16 protein-coding genes are annotated in these 17,594 nt (G+C 52.2%); 6 read left to right on the top strand and 10 right to left on the bottom strand.

What is annotated here, in order from left to right:
- The 3 genes from ACLJNW_RS16175 to ACLJNW_RS16165 form a co-directional block, all read left to right on the top strand.
- Positions 1-195: sodium ion-translocating decarboxylase subunit beta (locus ACLJNW_RS16175; protein ID WP_021293874.1), on the top strand; the 195-nt coding region annotated here is incomplete at its 5' end.
- A 134-nt stretch (positions 196-329) separates the two neighbouring features.
- Positions 330-1,949 (top strand): sensor histidine kinase, encoded by a 1,620-nt coding sequence (locus tag ACLJNW_RS16170; RefSeq protein WP_031622268.1) that lies wholly within the window; start codon positions 330-332, stop codon positions 1,947-1,949.
- 1 nt (position 1,950) lies between these two features.
- On the top strand, positions 1,951-2,637 hold the full coding sequence (locus tag ACLJNW_RS16165; RefSeq protein ID WP_000377415.1) for a response regulator: 687 nt from the start codon (positions 1,951-1,953) through the stop codon (positions 2,635-2,637).
- 21 nt (positions 2,638-2,658) lie between these two features.
- Here ACLJNW_RS16165 and rihC read toward each other — a convergent pair whose 3' ends face one another.
- The 8 genes from rihC to ACLJNW_RS16125 form a co-directional block, all read right to left on the bottom strand.
- Positions 2,659-3,579, bottom strand: a complete 921-nt coding sequence (gene rihC / locus ACLJNW_RS16160; protein WP_001647575.1) for a ribonucleoside hydrolase RihC — start codon at positions 3,577-3,579, stop codon at positions 2,659-2,661.
- Between the two features lie 15 nt (positions 3,580-3,594).
- Positions 3,595-4,797 carry an XAC2610-related protein gene (locus tag ACLJNW_RS16155; RefSeq protein ID WP_000516322.1) on the bottom strand — a complete coding sequence of 401 codons (1,203 nt, stop codon included), beginning with the start codon at positions 4,795-4,797 and terminating at the stop codon, positions 3,595-3,597.
- Between the two features lie 199 nt (positions 4,798-4,996).
- The gene (gene ispH / locus ACLJNW_RS16150; protein ID WP_001166426.1) at positions 4,997-5,947 is read right to left on the bottom strand and encodes a 4-hydroxy-3-methylbut-2-enyl diphosphate reductase; all 951 of its coding nucleotides are present in this window, start codon (positions 5,945-5,947) and stop codon (positions 4,997-4,999) included.
- 2 nt (positions 5,948-5,949) lie between these two features.
- Positions 5,950-6,399 (bottom strand): FKBP-type peptidyl-prolyl cis-trans isomerase, encoded by a 450-nt coding sequence (fkpB, locus tag ACLJNW_RS16145; protein WP_000047272.1) that lies wholly within the window; start codon positions 6,397-6,399, stop codon positions 5,950-5,952.
- 154 nt (positions 6,400-6,553) lie between these two features.
- Positions 6,554-7,054: a signal peptidase II gene (gene lspA, locus ACLJNW_RS16140; protein WP_000042736.1), complete on the bottom strand. Its 501-nt coding sequence runs from the start codon at positions 7,052-7,054 to the stop codon at positions 6,554-6,556.
- The gene (ileS, locus tag ACLJNW_RS16135) at positions 7,054-9,888 is read right to left on the bottom strand and encodes an isoleucine--tRNA ligase (RefSeq protein ID WP_024154850.1); all 2,835 of its coding nucleotides are present in this window, start codon (positions 9,886-9,888) and stop codon (positions 7,054-7,056) included. Before ileS ends, lspA begins: the two co-directional genes overlap by 1 nt.
- A gap of 44 nt (positions 9,889-9,932) precedes the next feature.
- Entirely contained in the window at positions 9,933-10,871 is a 939-nt protein-coding gene (gene ribF, locus ACLJNW_RS16130) for a bifunctional riboflavin kinase/FAD synthetase (RefSeq protein ID WP_000767311.1), read from the bottom strand.
- A 7-nt stretch (positions 10,872-10,878) separates the two neighbouring features.
- The gene (locus tag ACLJNW_RS16125) at positions 10,879-11,094 is read right to left on the bottom strand and encodes a YaaY family protein (protein WP_001575565.1); all 216 of its coding nucleotides are present in this window, start codon (positions 11,092-11,094) and stop codon (positions 10,879-10,881) included.
- 105 nt (positions 11,095-11,199) lie between these two features.
- Here ACLJNW_RS16125 and rpsT point away from each other — a divergent pair, with 105 nt between their 5' ends.
- From rpsT to ACLJNW_RS16110, 3 genes are all read left to right on the top strand, one after another.
- Complete coding sequence (rpsT, locus tag ACLJNW_RS16120; RefSeq protein WP_001518655.1) at positions 11,200-11,463, top strand: 30S ribosomal protein S20; 264 nt, start codon at positions 11,200-11,202, stop codon at positions 11,461-11,463.
- A 455-nt stretch (positions 11,464-11,918) separates the two neighbouring features.
- The gene (locus ACLJNW_RS16115) at positions 11,919-13,292 is read left to right on the top strand and encodes an MFS transporter (RefSeq protein ID WP_024154849.1); all 1,374 of its coding nucleotides are present in this window, start codon (positions 11,919-11,921) and stop codon (positions 13,290-13,292) included.
- A 39-nt stretch (positions 13,293-13,331) separates the two neighbouring features.
- Positions 13,332-15,371, top strand: coding sequence for a TIM-barrel domain-containing protein (locus tag ACLJNW_RS16110; RefSeq protein WP_001116450.1), 2,040 nt, complete (start codon positions 13,332-13,334; stop codon positions 15,369-15,371).
- A gap of 54 nt (positions 15,372-15,425) precedes the next feature.
- Here ACLJNW_RS16110 and nhaR read toward each other — a convergent pair whose 3' ends face one another.
- Together nhaR and nhaA are read right to left on the bottom strand one after the other, a co-directional pair.
- On the bottom strand, positions 15,426-16,325 hold the full coding sequence (nhaR, locus tag ACLJNW_RS16105; RefSeq protein WP_000062872.1) for a transcriptional activator NhaR: 900 nt from the start codon (positions 16,323-16,325) through the stop codon (positions 15,426-15,428).
- Between the two features lie 61 nt (positions 16,326-16,386).
- The gene (gene nhaA / locus ACLJNW_RS16100) at positions 16,387-17,553 is read right to left on the bottom strand and encodes a Na+/H+ antiporter NhaA (protein WP_024154848.1); all 1,167 of its coding nucleotides are present in this window, start codon (positions 17,551-17,553) and stop codon (positions 16,387-16,389) included.
- Positions 17,554-17,594 lie beyond the last annotated feature (41 nt).

The following is a 17,594-nucleotide window of genomic DNA, read 5'->3' as shown; positions in this document are numbered from 1 at the left end:
AACAAAATCAACCCGCTTATCGGTTCGGCGGGGGTGTCGGCGGTGCCGATGGCGGCCCGCGTATCGAACAAAGTGGGGCTGGAATCAGACGCGCAGAACTTCCTGCTGATGCACGCGATGGGCCCGAACGTGGCGGGGGTTATCGGTTCGGCCATTGCGGCGGGCGTGATGCTGAAGTACGTGCTGGCGATGTAATAGTGGATGGGATACGCATGTCGTATCCCATTTTCATCCAAATTTTTTCTGAAAGAAAAGTAAGTATGAACTGGTTCAGGTTCCGGTGATGCCGAATGCAAGAAAATACCGTAATTAAATATCTAAATACCAATATGTTTATACGGGAAATTACACGCTGGTTTGCCAGACGCTCGTTTCAAAACCGGATATTTCTACTGATCCTGTTTACATCCACCATCGTGATGCTGGCAATCACCTGGTATCTGACCGATATCACGAAAGAGCGCCTGCATTATCAGGTGGGCCAACGTGCGCTTATTCAGGCAATGCAAATATCCGCTATGCCAGAATTAGTTGAAGCCGTAGAGGCGCATGATTTGTCACGCATCAAAGCGCTGATTGACCCAATGCGCTCGTTTTCGGATGCGACTTACATTACCGTTGGCAACGAAAAAGGTCAGCGACTGTATCACGTCAACCCGGATGAGATCGGCAAATATATGGAGGGCGGCGATAGCGACGACGCGCTGTATAATGCTAAAAGCTACGTATCGGTGCGCAAAGGTTCATTAGGCTCTTCCTTGCGTGGTAAATCCCCGATTCAGGACAGTACCGGTAAAGTCATCGGTATTGTTTCCGTCGGCTATACTCTGGAACAGCTGGAGAGCTGGCTTAACTTACAAATCAGCTCGTTGCTGTTCCCGATGGCGATACTGTTGCTGGTGCTGTTGTACTGCGCCCGCCGCTTCTCGCTGCATATTAAAAAGCAGATGCTTAACATGGAGCCGCAGCAGCTTTCACAACTATTAATTCAGCAAAGCGTGTTATTTGAGTCGGTATTTGAAGGGTTGATCGCCATTGACTCCCATCACCGTATTACCGCCATTAACCAAACGGCTCGCCGCTTATTGAATCTGAGCCAACCGGAATCTGAACTCATTGGCTATGCAATCCACCATGTCGTGTTGCCGGAGGCCTTCTTTTATGATGCGCCGCAAAAAAACAAAAAAGATGAGATCGTCACCTTTAACCAAATGAAAGTCATCGCCAGTCGCATGGCGGTCATTATTGACAACCAGCCTCAGGGCTGGGTTATTAGCTTTCGCAACAAAGACGATATCAATACACTCAGCCTGCAGTTAAGTCAGGTGCGGCAATACGCCGATAACCTGCGCGCCGTGCAGCATGAGCATCGCAACCTTATTTCCACCATTGCCGGTCTGCTGTTCCTGAAGCGCTACGATAATGCGCTGGCGCTGATTCAGCAGCAGTCGGAAAGCCACCAGAAAGTACTCGATTTTATTTCCCATAATTTCCGCGACCACCACCTTGCGGGGCTATTAATCGGTAAATATTATCGGGCAAAAGAGCTGGGGCTGGAGCTGATTTTCGATCCTTCAAGCTTTGTTGAACACCTGCCGTCATCGCTCTCGCATAATGAATGGATTTCGATTGTTGGCAATTTATTGGACAACGCCTATAACGCCACCCTGCTCAATCGCGAAGGCTCGCGACAGATTGAGTGCCTGATCAATAGCGAAGGTAATGAAGTCATTATTGAAGTTGCCGATCAGGGATGTGGTATTGACGAAAATATCCGCCAGCATATTTTCGAGCGTGGAGTGACCACCCACAATAACGGCGATCACGGAATTGGATTATGGTTGGTGCACAGCTACGTCAAGCAGGCCAATGGCGACATTATCGTCGATAACAATAATCCTTTTGGCACCATTTTTACCCTCTATATCCCTTTTACCAGAGAAGAATAACATGGATAGCATTACGACACTCATCGTTGAAGACGAACCGATGCTAGCGGAAATCCTGGTGGACACCATCAAGCTTTTTCCCCAGTTTTCAATCGTCGGCATCGCAGACAAGCTGGAAAGTGCGAAGAAGCAAATACGCCTCTATCAACCACAGTTAATTCTATTGGATAATTTTTTACCCGATGGCAAAGGGATCGATTTAATTCGTCATACCATCAGCACCAACTACACGGGGCGAATTATTTTCATTACCGCCGACAATCATATGGATACCATCAGCGATGCCTTACGCATGGGCGTATTCGATTACCTGATTAAGCCGGTACATTATCAGCGCCTGCAGCATACCCTGGAGCGGTTCACCCGTTACCGCAGTTCGTTACGTTCCAGTGAGCAGGCAAACCAGACGCACGTTGATGCCTTATTTAATATCCAGGCCAAAGAACAAACCGCAGAACCGAATAGCGGACTGCGGGGAATTGATGAAAACACCTTCAACCGGGTACGACAAATATTCGCCGACCCGCAGGCAGTACATACAGCAGACACTCTGGCGCAAATTCTGGGCAGCAGTAAAACCACTGCCCGACGCTATCTGGAACAAGGCGTGAAAAATAACTTTCTCGAAGCGGAGATCAGCTACGGGAAAGTGGGCAGGCCGGAGAGACTCTATCGCGGCAAAGTATGAGATTATGGCGCCAACATGTAATTACGGCGCATAGGCAAACACCTCAGCCACCCACTGACGAAAACCGTCCACATCCAGCGCCAGCGCCACCTGCGCGTTGGCGGGCTGCCCCAGACGCCCTTCAATATCCACCACCGTGGTACCGGCGGTATATTGCCCCTGCGTTTCTACGGCCACAAAACAGGATTGCAGGGTAAAAAGCTCCGGACGCACCAGCCAGGCGATAGCGCAGAGATCGTGCATCCGGACGCCAGTGCGCATACTACCGCTGCGATAATGGTTGAACAGGCTGTGCAACATCTTACCGGTGCGATTCAGCGCGGGCAGTTTATTCAGAAAATCTGGCGAGAGCATTGCCTGATTCGTGACATCAAGCCCACACATCACAATCTCCAGACCGCTGCGGAACACCAGCGCCGCGGCCTCCGGATCGACAGCAATGTTAAATTCAGCATTAGGCGTAAAATTGCCGCGCCCTGCGGAACCGCCCATCAACACCAGACGGCGAATGTTACACGCACACTCCGGATAGTGCATCAGTAGCAACGCAATATTGGTCAATGGCCCAATCGCCACTAATGTCATGGGCTCCGGGGCGTTCATCAGCACATCCCGGATAGCGATAAACGCAGGCTTCGCCAACGGTTGGCGCTGATGGTCGACAAAATCATAGCCTTCCATACCGGATTCGCCGTGGACGTATGCCGCATCACGTAGCGGACGCAGCAGCGGCGTCGCGGCCCCTTGCGCAAGTGGCACATCGGCGTCCCAGAAATGCAGAAGCTGCAACGCATTACGGGTCGTTTTTTCAACGGAAACATTACCTGCGACGGTGGTTATTAGTTGCAGATCAAGCTGGGGGGCGAACAGCGCAGCGGCAATCGCAGCCGCGTCATCAATGCCCGGATCGGTATCAAGAATAATGTGTAGGGATGCTGTCATTAATGCTCTCCTGACCTATTGTTTTATATCTTCATACTCAGCGCGACTGATACAGGCATCAGGCACATCGTCATCCGTCACCAGACGCGGACTTAGCTTATCACCTTCGACAAACGGAACTAATGGGCAAAAACGCCCTGGCGATGCTTTGTTTTCCTGCCACTGAATCTCAAGCGATTCGGGCTCAGCGCCGGGTTTTTCTGCCTGAATCACGGTACGAACATTACCGGTTAGCCAAAAAGATTGACACGTCCCATCAAGGCTAAGAGGCGGCGTCAAATGACCATTTTTACGTACTAGCGGATAAATAATACGCCCATCAGCGTAGGAAGGTGTCATGTAGCAGTTATACATTTTGCCTTTACTTATCACAGGCTGAAAGTAGCTTTCACCGCGATCGATCAGTTCAATCGTTTTTCCTTTCCAGCGATACACATTGACGCCATGGCTGCAGCAACCGCCGCGCCAATAGCTGACAATCTGTTTATGTTCAGCATCGATCTCTGGTGAAGTGATTTCCTGATAAGACGCTGGCGCATCAACATAACGCTGTTTGGCGGGGTCATAGAGCCATGTTTGTACTGGAGCATCCGGCCCAGCAAGTAACTCTGTTACAATCGATAGATCCGGGTAGCCATCAAAATTGACATCCCCCCATTGAGGCATAAACGGGCTACAAGTGCCCACCGAGGCGGTATCTAAGGTCTGTATGAGTTTACCATCACGGTATAATTTTATCGCCGAAATGGCCGGCGTATTGCCGCAATCAATCTCTTTGGAAGGGTCGTAACCCCCTGCATCATTCGTGTTCGTGACCAGCACAATATCAGGGGAGTTTTTAGGTTTGTAATAGATAAGGGCAACAGGAAAATGTCGTTTTTTATCTGCGGACGTCCATTCGCCTTTAATCTCACTGCTGGAGATTTCCGCATTCCAGTAACCCGAAAGCGCCTTTACGCGTTCTTCAAGATGCACCTCTTTATCCTGGAGTGAGCCGCGTAGAACAATCACTGCCTTGTGCTGATTGCAAGGTTCATAGCAGTAATACCCATTAAGAGAGTTACCAAATCGCGTGATATTAACGTTTACCGGTTTCCCCGCGATAGTCCCGGTATAGTTTCGCTCCCAGGCAGGTAGCTCCAGCACCGTGGCGCTTGTTGCGTCCATCCAAAAGCCGATGGCGAGTAACGTTGGCAATCCATATTTTATTTTGCCCATTTCCCTTATCCCTGTAGGTATTACAACCCAAAAACCAGCAACGATTGTGCTGGTTTTTCAGATGAATAGCAAAAAGGTGGGGCATTAGCACCGGATGACGACTACGCCTTATTTTTCCTGTCGCACATTGAATATCAAAAGAAATCCTTAAGATCTGGTCAGCGTAGCGTCATCGGGCAGATTTCTGAATTGTGAAATCTTATTCGACTTCACGAACATCCACACGCAGCTCTTTCGGCACTTCGAAAACAATATTTTCTTCGCGACCCTCAAGCGTGACAGCTTCGCCGCCGCCAAACTCCCGCAGACGCGCAATAACATTCTGCACCAGAATATCCGGCGCGGAAGCGCCAGCGGTGACGCCGACGCAGGCGGCGTCTTTCACCCACGCCTCCTGGATATCCGCCGCATCGTCGATAAGAAACGCGGTTCTTCCCATCCGTTGGGCCAGTTCCGCCAATCGGTTAGAGTTAGAAGAGTTTTTCGAGCCGACCACCAGCACTACGTCAGCCTGCTCCGCCAGCGCCCGCACCGCTTCCTGACGATTAGTAGTGGCATAGCAAATATCGTCTTTGCGCGGGCCGACGATTTTCGGAAAGCGTTTACGCAGCGCATCAATCACATCGGACGTATCGTCCACGGAAAGCGTGGTTTGCGTCATGAAGGAGAGCTTGCCTTCATTTTTGACATTCAGCGTCCAGACGTCCTCTGGCGACTCAACCAGGTACATCCCCCCTTCCGGGTTGCTGTACTGACCCATGGTGCCTTCCACTTCCGGGTGCCCGGCGTGGCCGATGAGAATAGATTCCTCACCGCGACGGCTGGCGCGCGCCACTTCCATATGGACTTTCGTCACCAGCGGGCAGGTGGCGTCAAAAACGGTAAGATCGCGGCTTTTCGCCTCGTTACGCACCGCCTGGGAAACCCCATGAGCGGAGAAGATCAGAATGGCGCCATCCGGCACTTCGCTAATTTGCTCTATAAAGATCGCCCCGCGCTGGCGCAGGCTGTCCACTACATAGCGGTTATGCACGACTTCGTGCCGAACGTAAATTGGCGCGCCGTAAATAGCGAGCGCATTTTCAACAATGCTGATAGCGCGGTCTACCCCGGCGCAAAAACCGCGTGGGTTGGCCAACAGGATCTGCATGTTTATGCCTCCAGCGCCGGATCGATTTCCAGCACTTCAATATCAAAGTGAACGGTATGCCCGGCCAGCGGATGGTTAAAATCAACGGTAATCGAGTCGCCGTTGATTTCGCGAATCACGCCAGGCATTTCGCTGCCATCCATTGCGGTAAAAAGCATAATCGCCCCGACTTCCGGTTCGCCCGCCGCCATAAACTCACGGCGCGAGAAATACTGGATTAAGTCCGGACTGGGGACGCCAAACGCGGCGTCAGGCTCCAGCGAAAACACTTTCTTTTCCCCTTCTTTCAACCCCAGAAGCTGCTGCTCCAGACCTTCGGAAAGCGAGGTATCGCCAAGACGGAACAGGGCTGGCTTGCCGTTATTGCGGGTAGATTCCGCCGTTGAGCCATCATCCAGTTTCAGGGTGAAGTGAACGAGGATCGCGCTGTTGCTCTGTACGGATTTAGACATGCAAATTGCTCACGTGTTTTGCCCGGAGGCATAAAGAACGATAAAACCGTAGGCCGGATAAGGCGTTTTCACCGCCATCCGGCACCACGTTTGCCTGATGGCGCTGCGCTTATCAGGCCTACAAAACCGGATAAGCGCTACCCGGTATTTACGCTTATGCCTGTTCTTTCGCTGTCGGCTTCGGCAAAAAGCCTTCCAGTACTATCAGCGCCGCGCCGATACAGATCGCGCTATCGGCAAGGTTGAACGTCGCGAAATGCCAGTCGCCGACGTAAAAATCGATCATATCGACAACAAAGCCGTGCCACAGGCGGTCGAACAGGTTACCCAGCGCGCCGCCGATGATTAACGCATAAGCGATGTTATTCAGCTTCTGCGTCGCTTTCGAGCGATACATCATCACCAAAAGAATTACGCAGATCCCTATCGCAATCCCGGCAAAGAACCAGCGCTGCCAGCCGCCGCTATCCGCCAGGAAGCTAAAAGCCGCGCCGTAGTTACGCGCATAATGCAGATTAAGCGACGGGAACAGCCCTACCGTATCCCCCAGAGCGAAATTCTGGAGGATCAGGTATTTGCTGCCCAAATCGATAATCAGCACGACTACTACCAGCCATAGCCAGCGTAGTCCTGTTGAACAGAGTGGTTTACTCATCAGGCAAATTTACGTTGTTCGCCATTACCGGCGATGTTGCTGACACAGCGTCCGCAGATATCTGCATGTTCCGCCACCTTGCCGACATCAGTAGTGTAGTGCCAGCAGCGCGGACACTTATCACCCTCGGCACGCGTTACCACTGCCTGAACTGTCGTATTACCAGCATTGTACTGAATATTTTCATCATCAATACCCCCCGCTTGCTCAGAAATCACGAACTGGGAAGTAATGAAGATAAATCTGACCTCTTCGCCCAACAGTTTCAGCTTCTTGATCGTACCGTTAGCATCGTCAGCATATTTCAGCGTCACTTTTGCTTCCAGGTTCGATTTGATGCCATTGGCTTTCTGATTTTCCAGCTCTTTGTTGACCTGGTCCTTGATATAGCGGACATCGTCCCAGAATGCGTCATTAAATTCTTCATTCTCTTCCAGGCCAAACAACCCGTCGTACCATTCGCCGGTGAAGACATATTTTTCACGCTCGCCCGGCAGGTAGCCCCAGATTTCATCAGCCGTGAAGGACATGATCGGCGCCATCCAGCGAACCAGCGCCTCTGCGATATGATACAGCGCAGTCTGGCAGCTACGACGCGCGACGCTATCGGCCTTCGCGGTGTACTGGCGGTCTTTAATGATGTCGAGGTAGAACGAACCCATTTCAACGGAGCAGAAGCGCATCAGGCGCTGTACCACTTCATGGAAGTCGTAAGCTTCGTATGCCTTCAGAATCTCTTGCTGCGCCGTTTTCGCGCAGCCCACCGCCCACCTGTCCAGCACCACCATCTCTTCCGGTTTGACCATATCGGTGGCCGGATTGAAGCCATTGAGGTTCGCCAGCAGGAAGCGCGCGGTATTACGGATACGACGATAGCTGTCGGCAGCGCGTTTCAGGATTTCGTCAGAGACCGCCATTTCGCCGGTATAGTCAGTAGACGCCACCCACAGACGCAGGATATCCGCGCCCAGTTTATTCATCACATCCTGCGGCGACACGGTGTTACCGATGGATTTGGACATCTTGCGCCCCTGACCATCGACGGTGAAGCCGTGAGTCAGTACCTGGCGGTATGGCGCTTTGCCTTTCATCGCCACGCTAATCATCAGGGAGGACATAAACCAGCCGCGATGCTGGTCAGAGCCTTCCAGATACATATCGGCCGCATGACCGGCGAATTCCGGACGTGCATCAACCACGGAGTAACTGGTGGAACCGGAATCAAACCAAACGTCCAACGTATCCGGAACTTTCTCGTATTGATCGGCATCTTCGCCGAGGATCTCTTTCGGGTCGAGATCCCACCACGCCTGGATACCGTCAACTTCGACGCGTTTCGCCACCTCTTCCATCGCCGCCAGAGTACGCTCAATCGGCAGCAGCTCCTGCGTTTCTTTATGCACGAACAGCGACATCGGTACGCCCCAGGTACGCTGACGTGAGATACACCAGTCAGGACGGTTAGCGACCATTGATTCAATACGCGCCTGACCCCAGTCCGGGATCCACTGAACGCCCTTGATCTCTTTCAGCGACTGTTGACGAAGCCCTTCTTTATCCATGCTGACGAACCACTGCGGGGTCGCGCGGAAAATGATCGGCGTTTTGTGACGCCAACAGCACGGATAGCTGTGCTGCATTTTTTCGACATGCAGTAGCGCGCCTTTTTCTTTCAGCAGTTCAATAACGATATCGTTCGCTTTGAAGACGTTAACACCGTCAAGCGTTGGATATGTGCCTGGCAGGTAAGCGCCGTCCGGCCCAACCGGGTTAGCCGTTTCCAGGCCATACTTTTGGCCGATCACGTAGTCATCCGGGCCGTGGCCAGGGGCGGTATGTACCGCGCCGGTACCGGCGTCCAGGGTGACGTGATCGCCGAGGATCGCCGGCACGTCAAAGCCCATAAACGGATGGGTAAAGCGCAGCAGTTCCAGCTCCGCGCCTTTAACGGTGCCGAGAATGATGTATTCAGCCGCGCCAATACGCTGCATGACGCTTTCAACCAGATCTTTCGCCAGAATCACCGCCTGGCCGTCAATCTGCACCAGCGCATAATCAAAGTCCGGCGCCAGGGAGATGGCGCGGTTAGCCGGTAGTGTCCACGGCGTGGTGGTCCAGATAACCAGCGACACAGGGCCGCTCACGCCCGGCAAACCAAACTTCGCTTTCACCGCATCCTGATCGACGGCGCGGAACGCCACGTCGATAGACGGCGACGTTTTGTCGTAATATTCAACTTCCGCTTCCGCCAGCGCGGAACGACAGTCAACGCACCAGTGCACCGGCTTAGCGCCTTTGTGCAAATGACCGTTTTTGATAATTCTGCCCAGCGCGCGGATGATGTTGGCTTCGGTTTTGAAGTCCATGGTCAGGTACGGATGCGACCAGTCGCCCAACACGCCCAGACGAATGAAGTCTTTACGCTGGCCGTCAACCTGAGTGGCGGCATATTCGCGGCACTTGGCGCGGAATTCAGCGGCGGTGAATTTCTCGCCCGGCTTACCGAACTCCTGCTCGACTTTCAGCTCGATAGGCAGACCGTGACAGTCCCAGCCCGGCACGTAAGGCGAGTCAAATCCCGACAGCCCTTTGGACTTCACGATAATGTCTTTCAGAATCTTGTTAACAGAGTGACCAATATGAATGCTGCCATTCGCATATGGAGGGCCATCATGCAGAATGAAGGTTTTTTTGCCTTTTTTGGTCGCACGAATGATGCCGTACAGATCATCATCGGTCCAACGCGCCAGCATTCCCGGTTCACGCTTGGCGAGGTCGCCGCGCATCGGGAACCCTGTTTCCGGCAAATTCAGGGTCGATTTATAGTCACTCATCAGATTCTCGGTTCCGTATTTCGGTTTGATAAACACCGTCAGGGTTACACCTGCCCGGCTAGCCCAAAAAACTTGCGGGCCGTTAACTCATCGCGTGCGATTTGCGCTTTTAGCTCATCAAGCGACGCAAATCGCTGCTCATTACGTATCTTTTTACGCAGTATTACATCTATATGGCGACCGTAGAGGTCCATTACAACGTCCAACAGATGCACTTCCAGTTGTTGACGCACGCCAGCAACCGTTGGACGAGTGCCAATGTTCGCTACGCCGGGTAACGGCTTATCGCCAAGCCCGGTGACTTCCACCGCATAGACCCCTTTTACCGGGGAGACCTGACGGCGCAGCGGTAAGTTCGCCGTCGGGAAGCCAATGGTACGTCCCAGCTCGTCGCCATGAACGACACGCCCGGAAATAGTAAAGGGATGTCCCAGCAGGCTTTCGGCAAGCGCCAGGTTATCTTCCGCCAGCGCCTGTCTCACTGCGGTACTACTGATACGCACGCCGCCTTCACAAAAGGTTTGGGTGCTGGAAACCGCAAAACCATACTCCGCCCCCGCCTTCTGTAATAACAAGAAATCGCCCGCGCGGCTAGCACCAAAGCGGAAATCATCGCCGACGGCAAGAAATTGCACGCCAAGTCGCTCCACCAGCAGTTCGCTGATAAACGTTTGCGCCGTCAAAGCGGCAAAGCGGCGATCGAATTTCACGCATAGCACATAGTCCACGCCGCACTGCGCCAGGTAATGCAGTTTTTCACGCAGGCGCGTCAGGCGGGCGGGCGCTTTATCCGTCGCGAACAGTTCCAGCGGCTGCGGTTCGAAAATCATGACCACCACCGGCAGACCGCGTCTGCGTCCTTCTTCCTGCAAACCCTGCAGTAGAGCGCGATGCCCCCGATGTACGCCGTCGAAATTACCAATGGTCAGCACACACCCATGCGGGGCCTGACTGAGATTATGTATGCCGCGTATCAGCTTCATGTCTGACTCAAAACAGTGAAAATCGCAAGAGTATACCTTGTACAGCGGTTAAGGTTAACCGGCGATTGCCCTGATGAAACATAAAGAAGATGCTTTTCATCGCCATGCGGCAAACTCCGCCCCAAAACCCGCCGCTTAATGCAATTTTTCTCATGGAAAGGCTGTATTCACAGCACGCAAGCTGGTAGAATCCTGCGCCATCACTACGCAACGAGTGCTGCAATTTAAACGGCGCTTATTTGCACAAATCCATTGACAAAAGAAGGCTAAAAGGGCATATTCCTCGGCCTTTGAATTGTCCATATAGAACACATTTGGGAGTTGGACCTTGGCTAATATCAAATCAGCTAAGAAGCGCGCCGTTCAGTCTGAAAAGGCTCGTAAGCACAACGCAAGCCGTCGCTCTATGATGCGTACTTTCATCAAGAAAGTATACGCAGCTATCGAAGCTGGCGACAAAGCTGCTGCACTGAAAGCATTTAACGAAATGCAACCGATCGTGGACCGTCAGGCTGCTAAAGGTCTGATCCACAAAAACAAAGCTGCACGTCATAAAGCTAACCTGACTGCACAGATCAACAAACTGGCTTAATCGCCTGCTTGTTATCAGCTTTGTAGAAAAACCCGCGTAAAGCGGGTTTTTTTATGCCTGCTATCTGCCGTTTTGCTCGACAACCGCTGGCTCTGACCTCACTCGTTCACGCTCTTCCTGACCAGCCTATTTTTTCAGCTACCCCTCCCTTAGTCACGTAATACTTGAAAGTTATTTTCTTTCACTATTTTCCTTTTTTTATTTCATTACTGAAAAAATTGTGACCACCTTAGCAAATAAAAACATCGCTCATTCAAAAACTAATAAACGCAATCCTGATGTAAGATTTAATAATTGATTGATGCCGTCGGGTTAACTACTTTTCATGTACACCTTACTTACTCATTTTAATCTGAGGTTAAATTCAGAAACGACATAAAAATAATATTCAAAACTTGCTTAGAAAGTAGAGGTTGTTTTTCTGGGCGTATCGTACCAATATCGGAGTTATCATTATGAGTTCTGTCATTGAGGATACCCAGCCTTCCGGGTCAGCATCATTGTCTTTACTACAGCGTATTAGCTACGGCTCTTTGGATGTGGCGGGTAATCTGCTGTACTGCTTCGGTTCAACGTACATTTTATATTTCTACACAGACGTTGCGGGCATTAACCTTGCCGTAGCAGGCGTTATCCTGCTGCTGGCGCGTATTATCGATGGCATAGACGCCCCCATATGGGGGATCATCATCGATAAAACACGTTCACGCTACGGTAAATGTCGTCCCTGGTTTTTATGGTTACCGCTGCCTTTTGCGGTATTCAGCGCGCTGTCATTTTGGTCTCCTGATATCAGTATGACAGGAAAAGCCATCTATGCAGCAATATCTTATATGATTGCCAGCATTCTATTTACCGGACTTAATACACCACTCAGTGCAATATTACCCCTGATGACCTTATCTCCCAAAGAAAGACTGGTTTTAAATTCCTGGCGAATGACCGGTGGGCAAATTGGGGTTTTATTAATGAACGCGACCGCCTTGCCGTTAGTCGCTTTTTTAGGTAACGGTGATGATCACGCTGGTTTTATTTATACGGCAATTACGTTTGCCATTATATCCTGCGCGCTAACGCTCTTTGCGTTTAAAAACATTCGTGAAATGGATACGGATAAAATACAGCATGAACCTAAGTTGCCGATGAAAAAAAGTTTCGCGGCGATGAAAGGTAACTGGCCGTGGATCCTGATGGTGCTGGCTAATCTGATCTTCTGGATTGCCCTACAGCAGCGCAACACGACCATTGTCTATTATCTGACCTACAACCTCGACCGTAAAGATCTGGTACCGCTGATTAACAGCCTGGCGACGATTCAGATCCTGTTTATCATCGCTATCCCCTTCTTTAGCAAATACCTGGCTAAAACCTGGATATGGGTAGGCGGTCTGCTGGTCGCCACGTTTGGCGGCGTCATGATGTGGCTGGCAGCGGACAACATTACTTTCCTCATCGCCGCCTGGATACTCGGCAATATCGGCAGCGGTATCGCCTGCTCAATGCCGTTTGCCATGCTGGGCTTCGCCGTCGATTTCGGCGCCTGGAAGACCGGTATTAAGGCTACCGGCATTCTTATCGCCTTCGGCAGCACCTTCTGCATCAAGATGGGTAGTGGCCTCGGCACCGCTTTCGCCGCCTGGATCATGAACAGTTTTGGCTATGTCCCCAACCATGCCCAGAGTGCTGCGGGTCTGGAGGGCATTATCTGGGCCTTTATCTGGGCACCCGCCCTACTCTTCGCGCTCGCAGCGATCCCACTACTTTTCTTTCGCAAATACGAAGCGATGGAAGAGAAGATTCGCCACGATCTGGAAACCGTCAACTCATAACGTTCTTTACCTTCACCCTCGAATATGGGAGGCACCACCATGCCATTTATGCAACAAGACCCGCGTCGTCTGGTCTGGCAGCAAAACGATCGCTATTTATGGATTGAACCCTGGGGCGAGAACAGCCTGCGCGTACGCAGCGGCCGTCATCTGCCGGTAATGAGAAATGAAGACTGGGCATTGACTGAGCCAGTCGCAGAAAGTCAGTGCCACATTGATTATGAGCACCACCAGGCAACGCTGACCAACGGCAAAATTATCGCTATCGTCAATCAAAAAGGACAAGTTACCTTTTACCGCCATCCACACAAACCCCTGTTGCAGGAGTTCTGGCGCCTGCGGGGCGAAATTGGCGAGGATGAATCATCTCACGGCCAGTACGTTAGCGCACTCAACCTTGAGGGACGCGAGTTCCGCCCGATTCAGGGTGGGAAATATTCACTGAAAGCCCGCTTCGAAGCCACCGAAGGGGAAAAAATTTATGGCATGGGGCAGTATCAACAGGCCAACCTGGATCTCAAAGGATGCGTGCTTGAGCTGGCGCAACGTAACTCCCAGGCCTCAGTACCGTTTATGCTCTCCAGTCTGGGCTACGGATTTTTATGGAACAACCCGGCAGTCGGACGCGTAACCTTTGCCCAAAACGTTACCGAATGGGAAGCGCAGGTCAGCGAACAGCTGGACTACTGGATCACGGCTGGCGATACCCCGGCAGAAATTAGCCGGGCTTACGCGCTGGCTACCGGCACGCCGCCGATGATGCCGGACTACGCCATGGGCTTCTGGCAGTGCAAACTCCGTTATCGTACGCAGGAAGAGCTGCTGGAGGTCGCCCGCGAATATAAGCGCCGCAATCTGCCTATCTCAGTGATCGTTATCGACTTCTTTCACTGGCCGAATCAGGGTGACTGGATGTTCGATGCGCGCGACTGGCCCGATCCTGATGCCATGATTGCCGAGCTGAAATCGCTGGGAATTGAGCTGATGGTCTCCGTCTGGCCGACGGTGGATAACCGTACCGAAAGCTATCGGGAGATGCGCGAAAACGGCTGGCTGGTACAAACGGAACGTGGCTTGCCGATCAATATGGATTTCCTCGGCAATACCACTTACTTTGATGCGACTCATCCGGGCGCGCGCGACTACGTCTGGGGCAAAGCCAAACGCAACTATTACGATAAAGGCGTGAAGTTATTCTGGTTAGATGAAGCCGAACCTGAGTTCAGCGTTTACGACTACGACAACTATCGCTACCATGCCGGGCCGGTACTGGAAGTGGGCAATATCTACCCACGCATGTACGCCAAAACCTTTTTTGATGGCATGAAAGCCGATGGCGAAGACCAGGTTATCAACCTGCTACGCTGCGCCTGGGCCGGCAGTCAGAAGTACGGCGCTCTGGTCTGGTCAGGGGATATTCACTCCTCGTTTAGATCGCTGCGCAACCAGTTTGCCGCCGGACTCAATATGGGAATAGCAGGGATACCGTGGTGGACGACGGATATCGGCGGTTTCCATGGCGGTAATATTCACGACCCGAAATTCCATGAATTGCTAATTCGCTGGTTCCAGTGGGGCGTCTTTAGTCCGGTGATGCGTCTGCACGGCAACCGCGATCCGCAGATTTTACCCGCGCAACCGTACCGGGATGGCATTGCTCAATGCCCTACAGGTGCGCCGAACGAGGTCTGGAGCTACGGTGAGGAAGTATGCGACGTACTGACAGGTTGCCTGGCGTTGCGAGAAAAACTCAAGCCCTATATCAAAGCGCTGATGGAGGAAACCCATAAGCACAATTCGCCAGTGATGCGCCCCCTGTTCTTTGAATTCCCCGAACAGGAAACAAGTTGGGCAATCACCGACCAGTATTGTTTTGGTCCTGACCTGCTGATCGCCCCCGTCATGCATGAAGGTATGCGCGAACGTGATGTCTGGCTACCAGAAGGGGAAACATGGACGGATCTTGCGACTGGTGAAAGCTATTCAGGAGGGCAGACGCTGCATTACGCTACGCCACTGAACAGAATTCCGGTGTTTATCCGCGAAGGTGGGCAGTACCGTAGCCTGCTGAACTTGTAGAATGATTCCGGCTGCGGGTTAATACCGCAGCCGGAAGTATTACGGTAGGTACGTCTACTGTAGCTTAAACAATGCCGAGTAGTCCGCATTGCAAATACGCTGCACCGCCGGATGCTGGATCATTCTCTCGGCAAAAATCGCATGATATTCTTCCATGACATTCTCCACGCGCCCAATCTCTATTACCGACTCATCGGCATAAAAATCCAGCGAATAAAGGCTCGGCGCCACAAAAATCGCATCGTGCGTCGCGCCAAACGCCTTCATTAAGGCCGCGTCATCAAATTCGCCGAGGATCTCAACCTGCAACCCCTGCGAATTAAACCAGTTCAACAATTTACGCCCCAGCATCGAGCGCCGTCCCGGCACCAGCAAACGTCGCTCTTCCAGGCAGGCAGGGAACGCTTTTTCAGGAAGCGGATTCGTACACCAGAAACTGACGCTGCATTCGCCGATTTTGACTGAGAATAGCCCCTCCTGCTGCGTGGAATCTATCGGGCAGTCGGAGATAATCATATCCAGCTTGTGCTGGCTGAGCTGTTCGAGCAACATTTCGTGCGTCGACTCGAAGCAGCGCAGATGTATGGGTTCGTCTACCACCACCGCCGCATCCAGAACGCTGCTGACCAGACGCTTGGATAAAGCATCGGCGACGCCGACATCAAACAACAGGTTTGATTCTTTGCGGTAATTGACGATATCCAGCATCTCCTGGCTTAGCGTAAACATTTTGTCCGCATAGCGAAAAACCAGCTCGCCCAGTTCGCTGGGCTCAAGACCGCGTCCCTTACGTTTAAATAGCTTTCCCTGTAAACGCTCTTCCAGGGCTTTAATTTGACCAGTAATGGTTTGCGGCGTCAGAAAAAGCGCCTCTGCGGCACCCACGACAGAACCTTCTTTATAGACATGCCAGAAGTAATAAAGATGGTTGTAGTTAATATGAGACATGCTCATTCCTCTCCCTGTTCAATGTCGCAAGGGAGCGATACATCGCTCCCCCTTTCCTTCGTACTGGTTATGCCGGCTCGTTCAAACGCGCGCGCAACCAGCTATACCCCACCACTGCGGAGAGCAATGAACCAATCAAAATGCCCAATTTCGCCCAGTTAATAAGTTCCGGATCGACATTGCCAAATGCCAGGCTGGCGATAAAGATGGACATCGTAAAGCCAATGCCACACAAAATGCCGACCGCCATGATTTGCTGATAAGTGGTCCCCTGCGGCAGATGCGCCAGCTTGAAACGCAGCGCCAGCCAGCAAAACAGGCTAATCCCCAGCGGCTTACCAATCAGCAGACCGGCAATAATTCCCAACGGCAGCATGGAGGTCAGACCGTCAATCGTGACGCCCTGAAGAGAAACGCCAGCATTCGCAAAAGCGAAGAGCGGCAGGATCAGGTACGCGACCCACGGGTGCAGAACATGCTCCAGACGCTTCGCCGGCGAGCGACCGTGTTTTTCTTTCAGCGGAATAAAGAAACCGACAATGACGCCTGCCAGCGTCGCGTGAACGCCGGACTTCAGTACCGCCGTCCACAGCACTGCCCCGACCAGAATATATACCCCAGTCCGTCTGACGCCGCACAGGTTCAGCAGCGCCAGCACGGCAATCGCGAACGCCGCCACGCCCAGCGAGACGATAGAAAGATCGCTGGTATAAAACAGTGCGATAATAACGATGGCGCCGAGATCATCGATGATCGCCAGCGCCATCAGGAAAATTTTCAGCGCCAGCGGAACCCGGCTGCCCAACAGCGCCAACACGCCCAGCGCAAAGGCGATATCCGTCGCGGCAGGAATAGCCCAGCCCTCGCGAGTGACCGGATCGGAGTAGTTAAAGGCCAGATAGAGCAACGCCGGTACAATCATCCCGCCGATGGCGGCAATCACCGGAAAAGCGGCCTGGCGCAGACTGGCTAACGAGCCTTGCATCAGTTCGCGCTTAACTTCCAGGCCAATCAACAGGAAAAACACGGCCATCAGCGCATCGTTGATCCACAACAGCATGTTTTTGTTGATCTCAAGCGCCCCAACCCGTAGCTGAACCGGCGTCTCCAGAAAATCATGATACCATCCACTGGTCGCGCCCATATTGGCCATCAGCATAGCCAGCGCAGCGGCGATGATGAGAATGATGCCCCCAGAGGCATCGCTGCTAAAAAATCGGTGCAGATGTTTCACTTTTTATTCTCTCAATCAGGTGAATTCTTCGGATCTACTAT

The organism is Salmonella sp. SAL4457 (assembly GCF_046548235.1).
Lineage (GTDB): Bacteria > Pseudomonadota > Gammaproteobacteria > Enterobacterales > Enterobacteriaceae > Salmonella > Salmonella enterica.
This window is presented reverse-complemented; position numbering and strand designations above follow the sequence as displayed.

Coding starts and splice junctions, on each gene's coding strand:
- ACLJNW_RS16170 (WP_031622268.1), top strand. CDS start 330: ATGTTTATACGGGAAATTACACGCTGGTTTGCCAGACGCTCGTTTCAA.
- ACLJNW_RS16165 (WP_000377415.1), top strand. CDS start 1,951: ATGGATAGCATTACGACACTCATCGTTGAAGACGAACCGATGCTAGCG.
- rihC (WP_001647575.1), bottom strand. CDS start 3,579: ATGACAGCATCCCTACACATTATTCTTGATACCGATCCGGGCATTGAT.
- ACLJNW_RS16155 (WP_000516322.1), bottom strand. CDS start 4,797: ATGGGCAAAATAAAATATGGATTGCCAACGTTACTCGCCATCGGCTTT.
- ispH (WP_001166426.1), bottom strand. CDS start 5,947: ATGCAGATCCTGTTGGCCAACCCACGCGGTTTTTGCGCCGGGGTAGAC.
- fkpB (WP_000047272.1), bottom strand. CDS start 6,399: ATGTCTAAATCCGTACAGAGCAACAGCGCGATCCTCGTTCACTTCACC.
- lspA (WP_000042736.1), bottom strand. CDS start 7,054: ATGAGTAAACCACTCTGTTCAACAGGACTACGCTGGCTATGGCTGGTA.
- ileS (WP_024154850.1), bottom strand. CDS start 9,888: ATGAGTGACTATAAATCGACCCTGAATTTGCCGGAAACAGGGTTCCCG.
- ribF (WP_000767311.1), bottom strand. CDS start 10,871: ATGAAGCTGATACGCGGCATACATAATCTCAGTCAGGCCCCGCATGGG.
- ACLJNW_RS16115 (WP_024154849.1), top strand. CDS start 11,919: ATGAGTTCTGTCATTGAGGATACCCAGCCTTCCGGGTCAGCATCATTG.
- ACLJNW_RS16110 (WP_001116450.1), top strand. CDS start 13,332: ATGCCATTTATGCAACAAGACCCGCGTCGTCTGGTCTGGCAGCAAAAC.
- nhaR (WP_000062872.1), bottom strand. CDS start 16,325: ATGAGCATGTCTCATATTAACTACAACCATCTTTATTACTTCTGGCAT.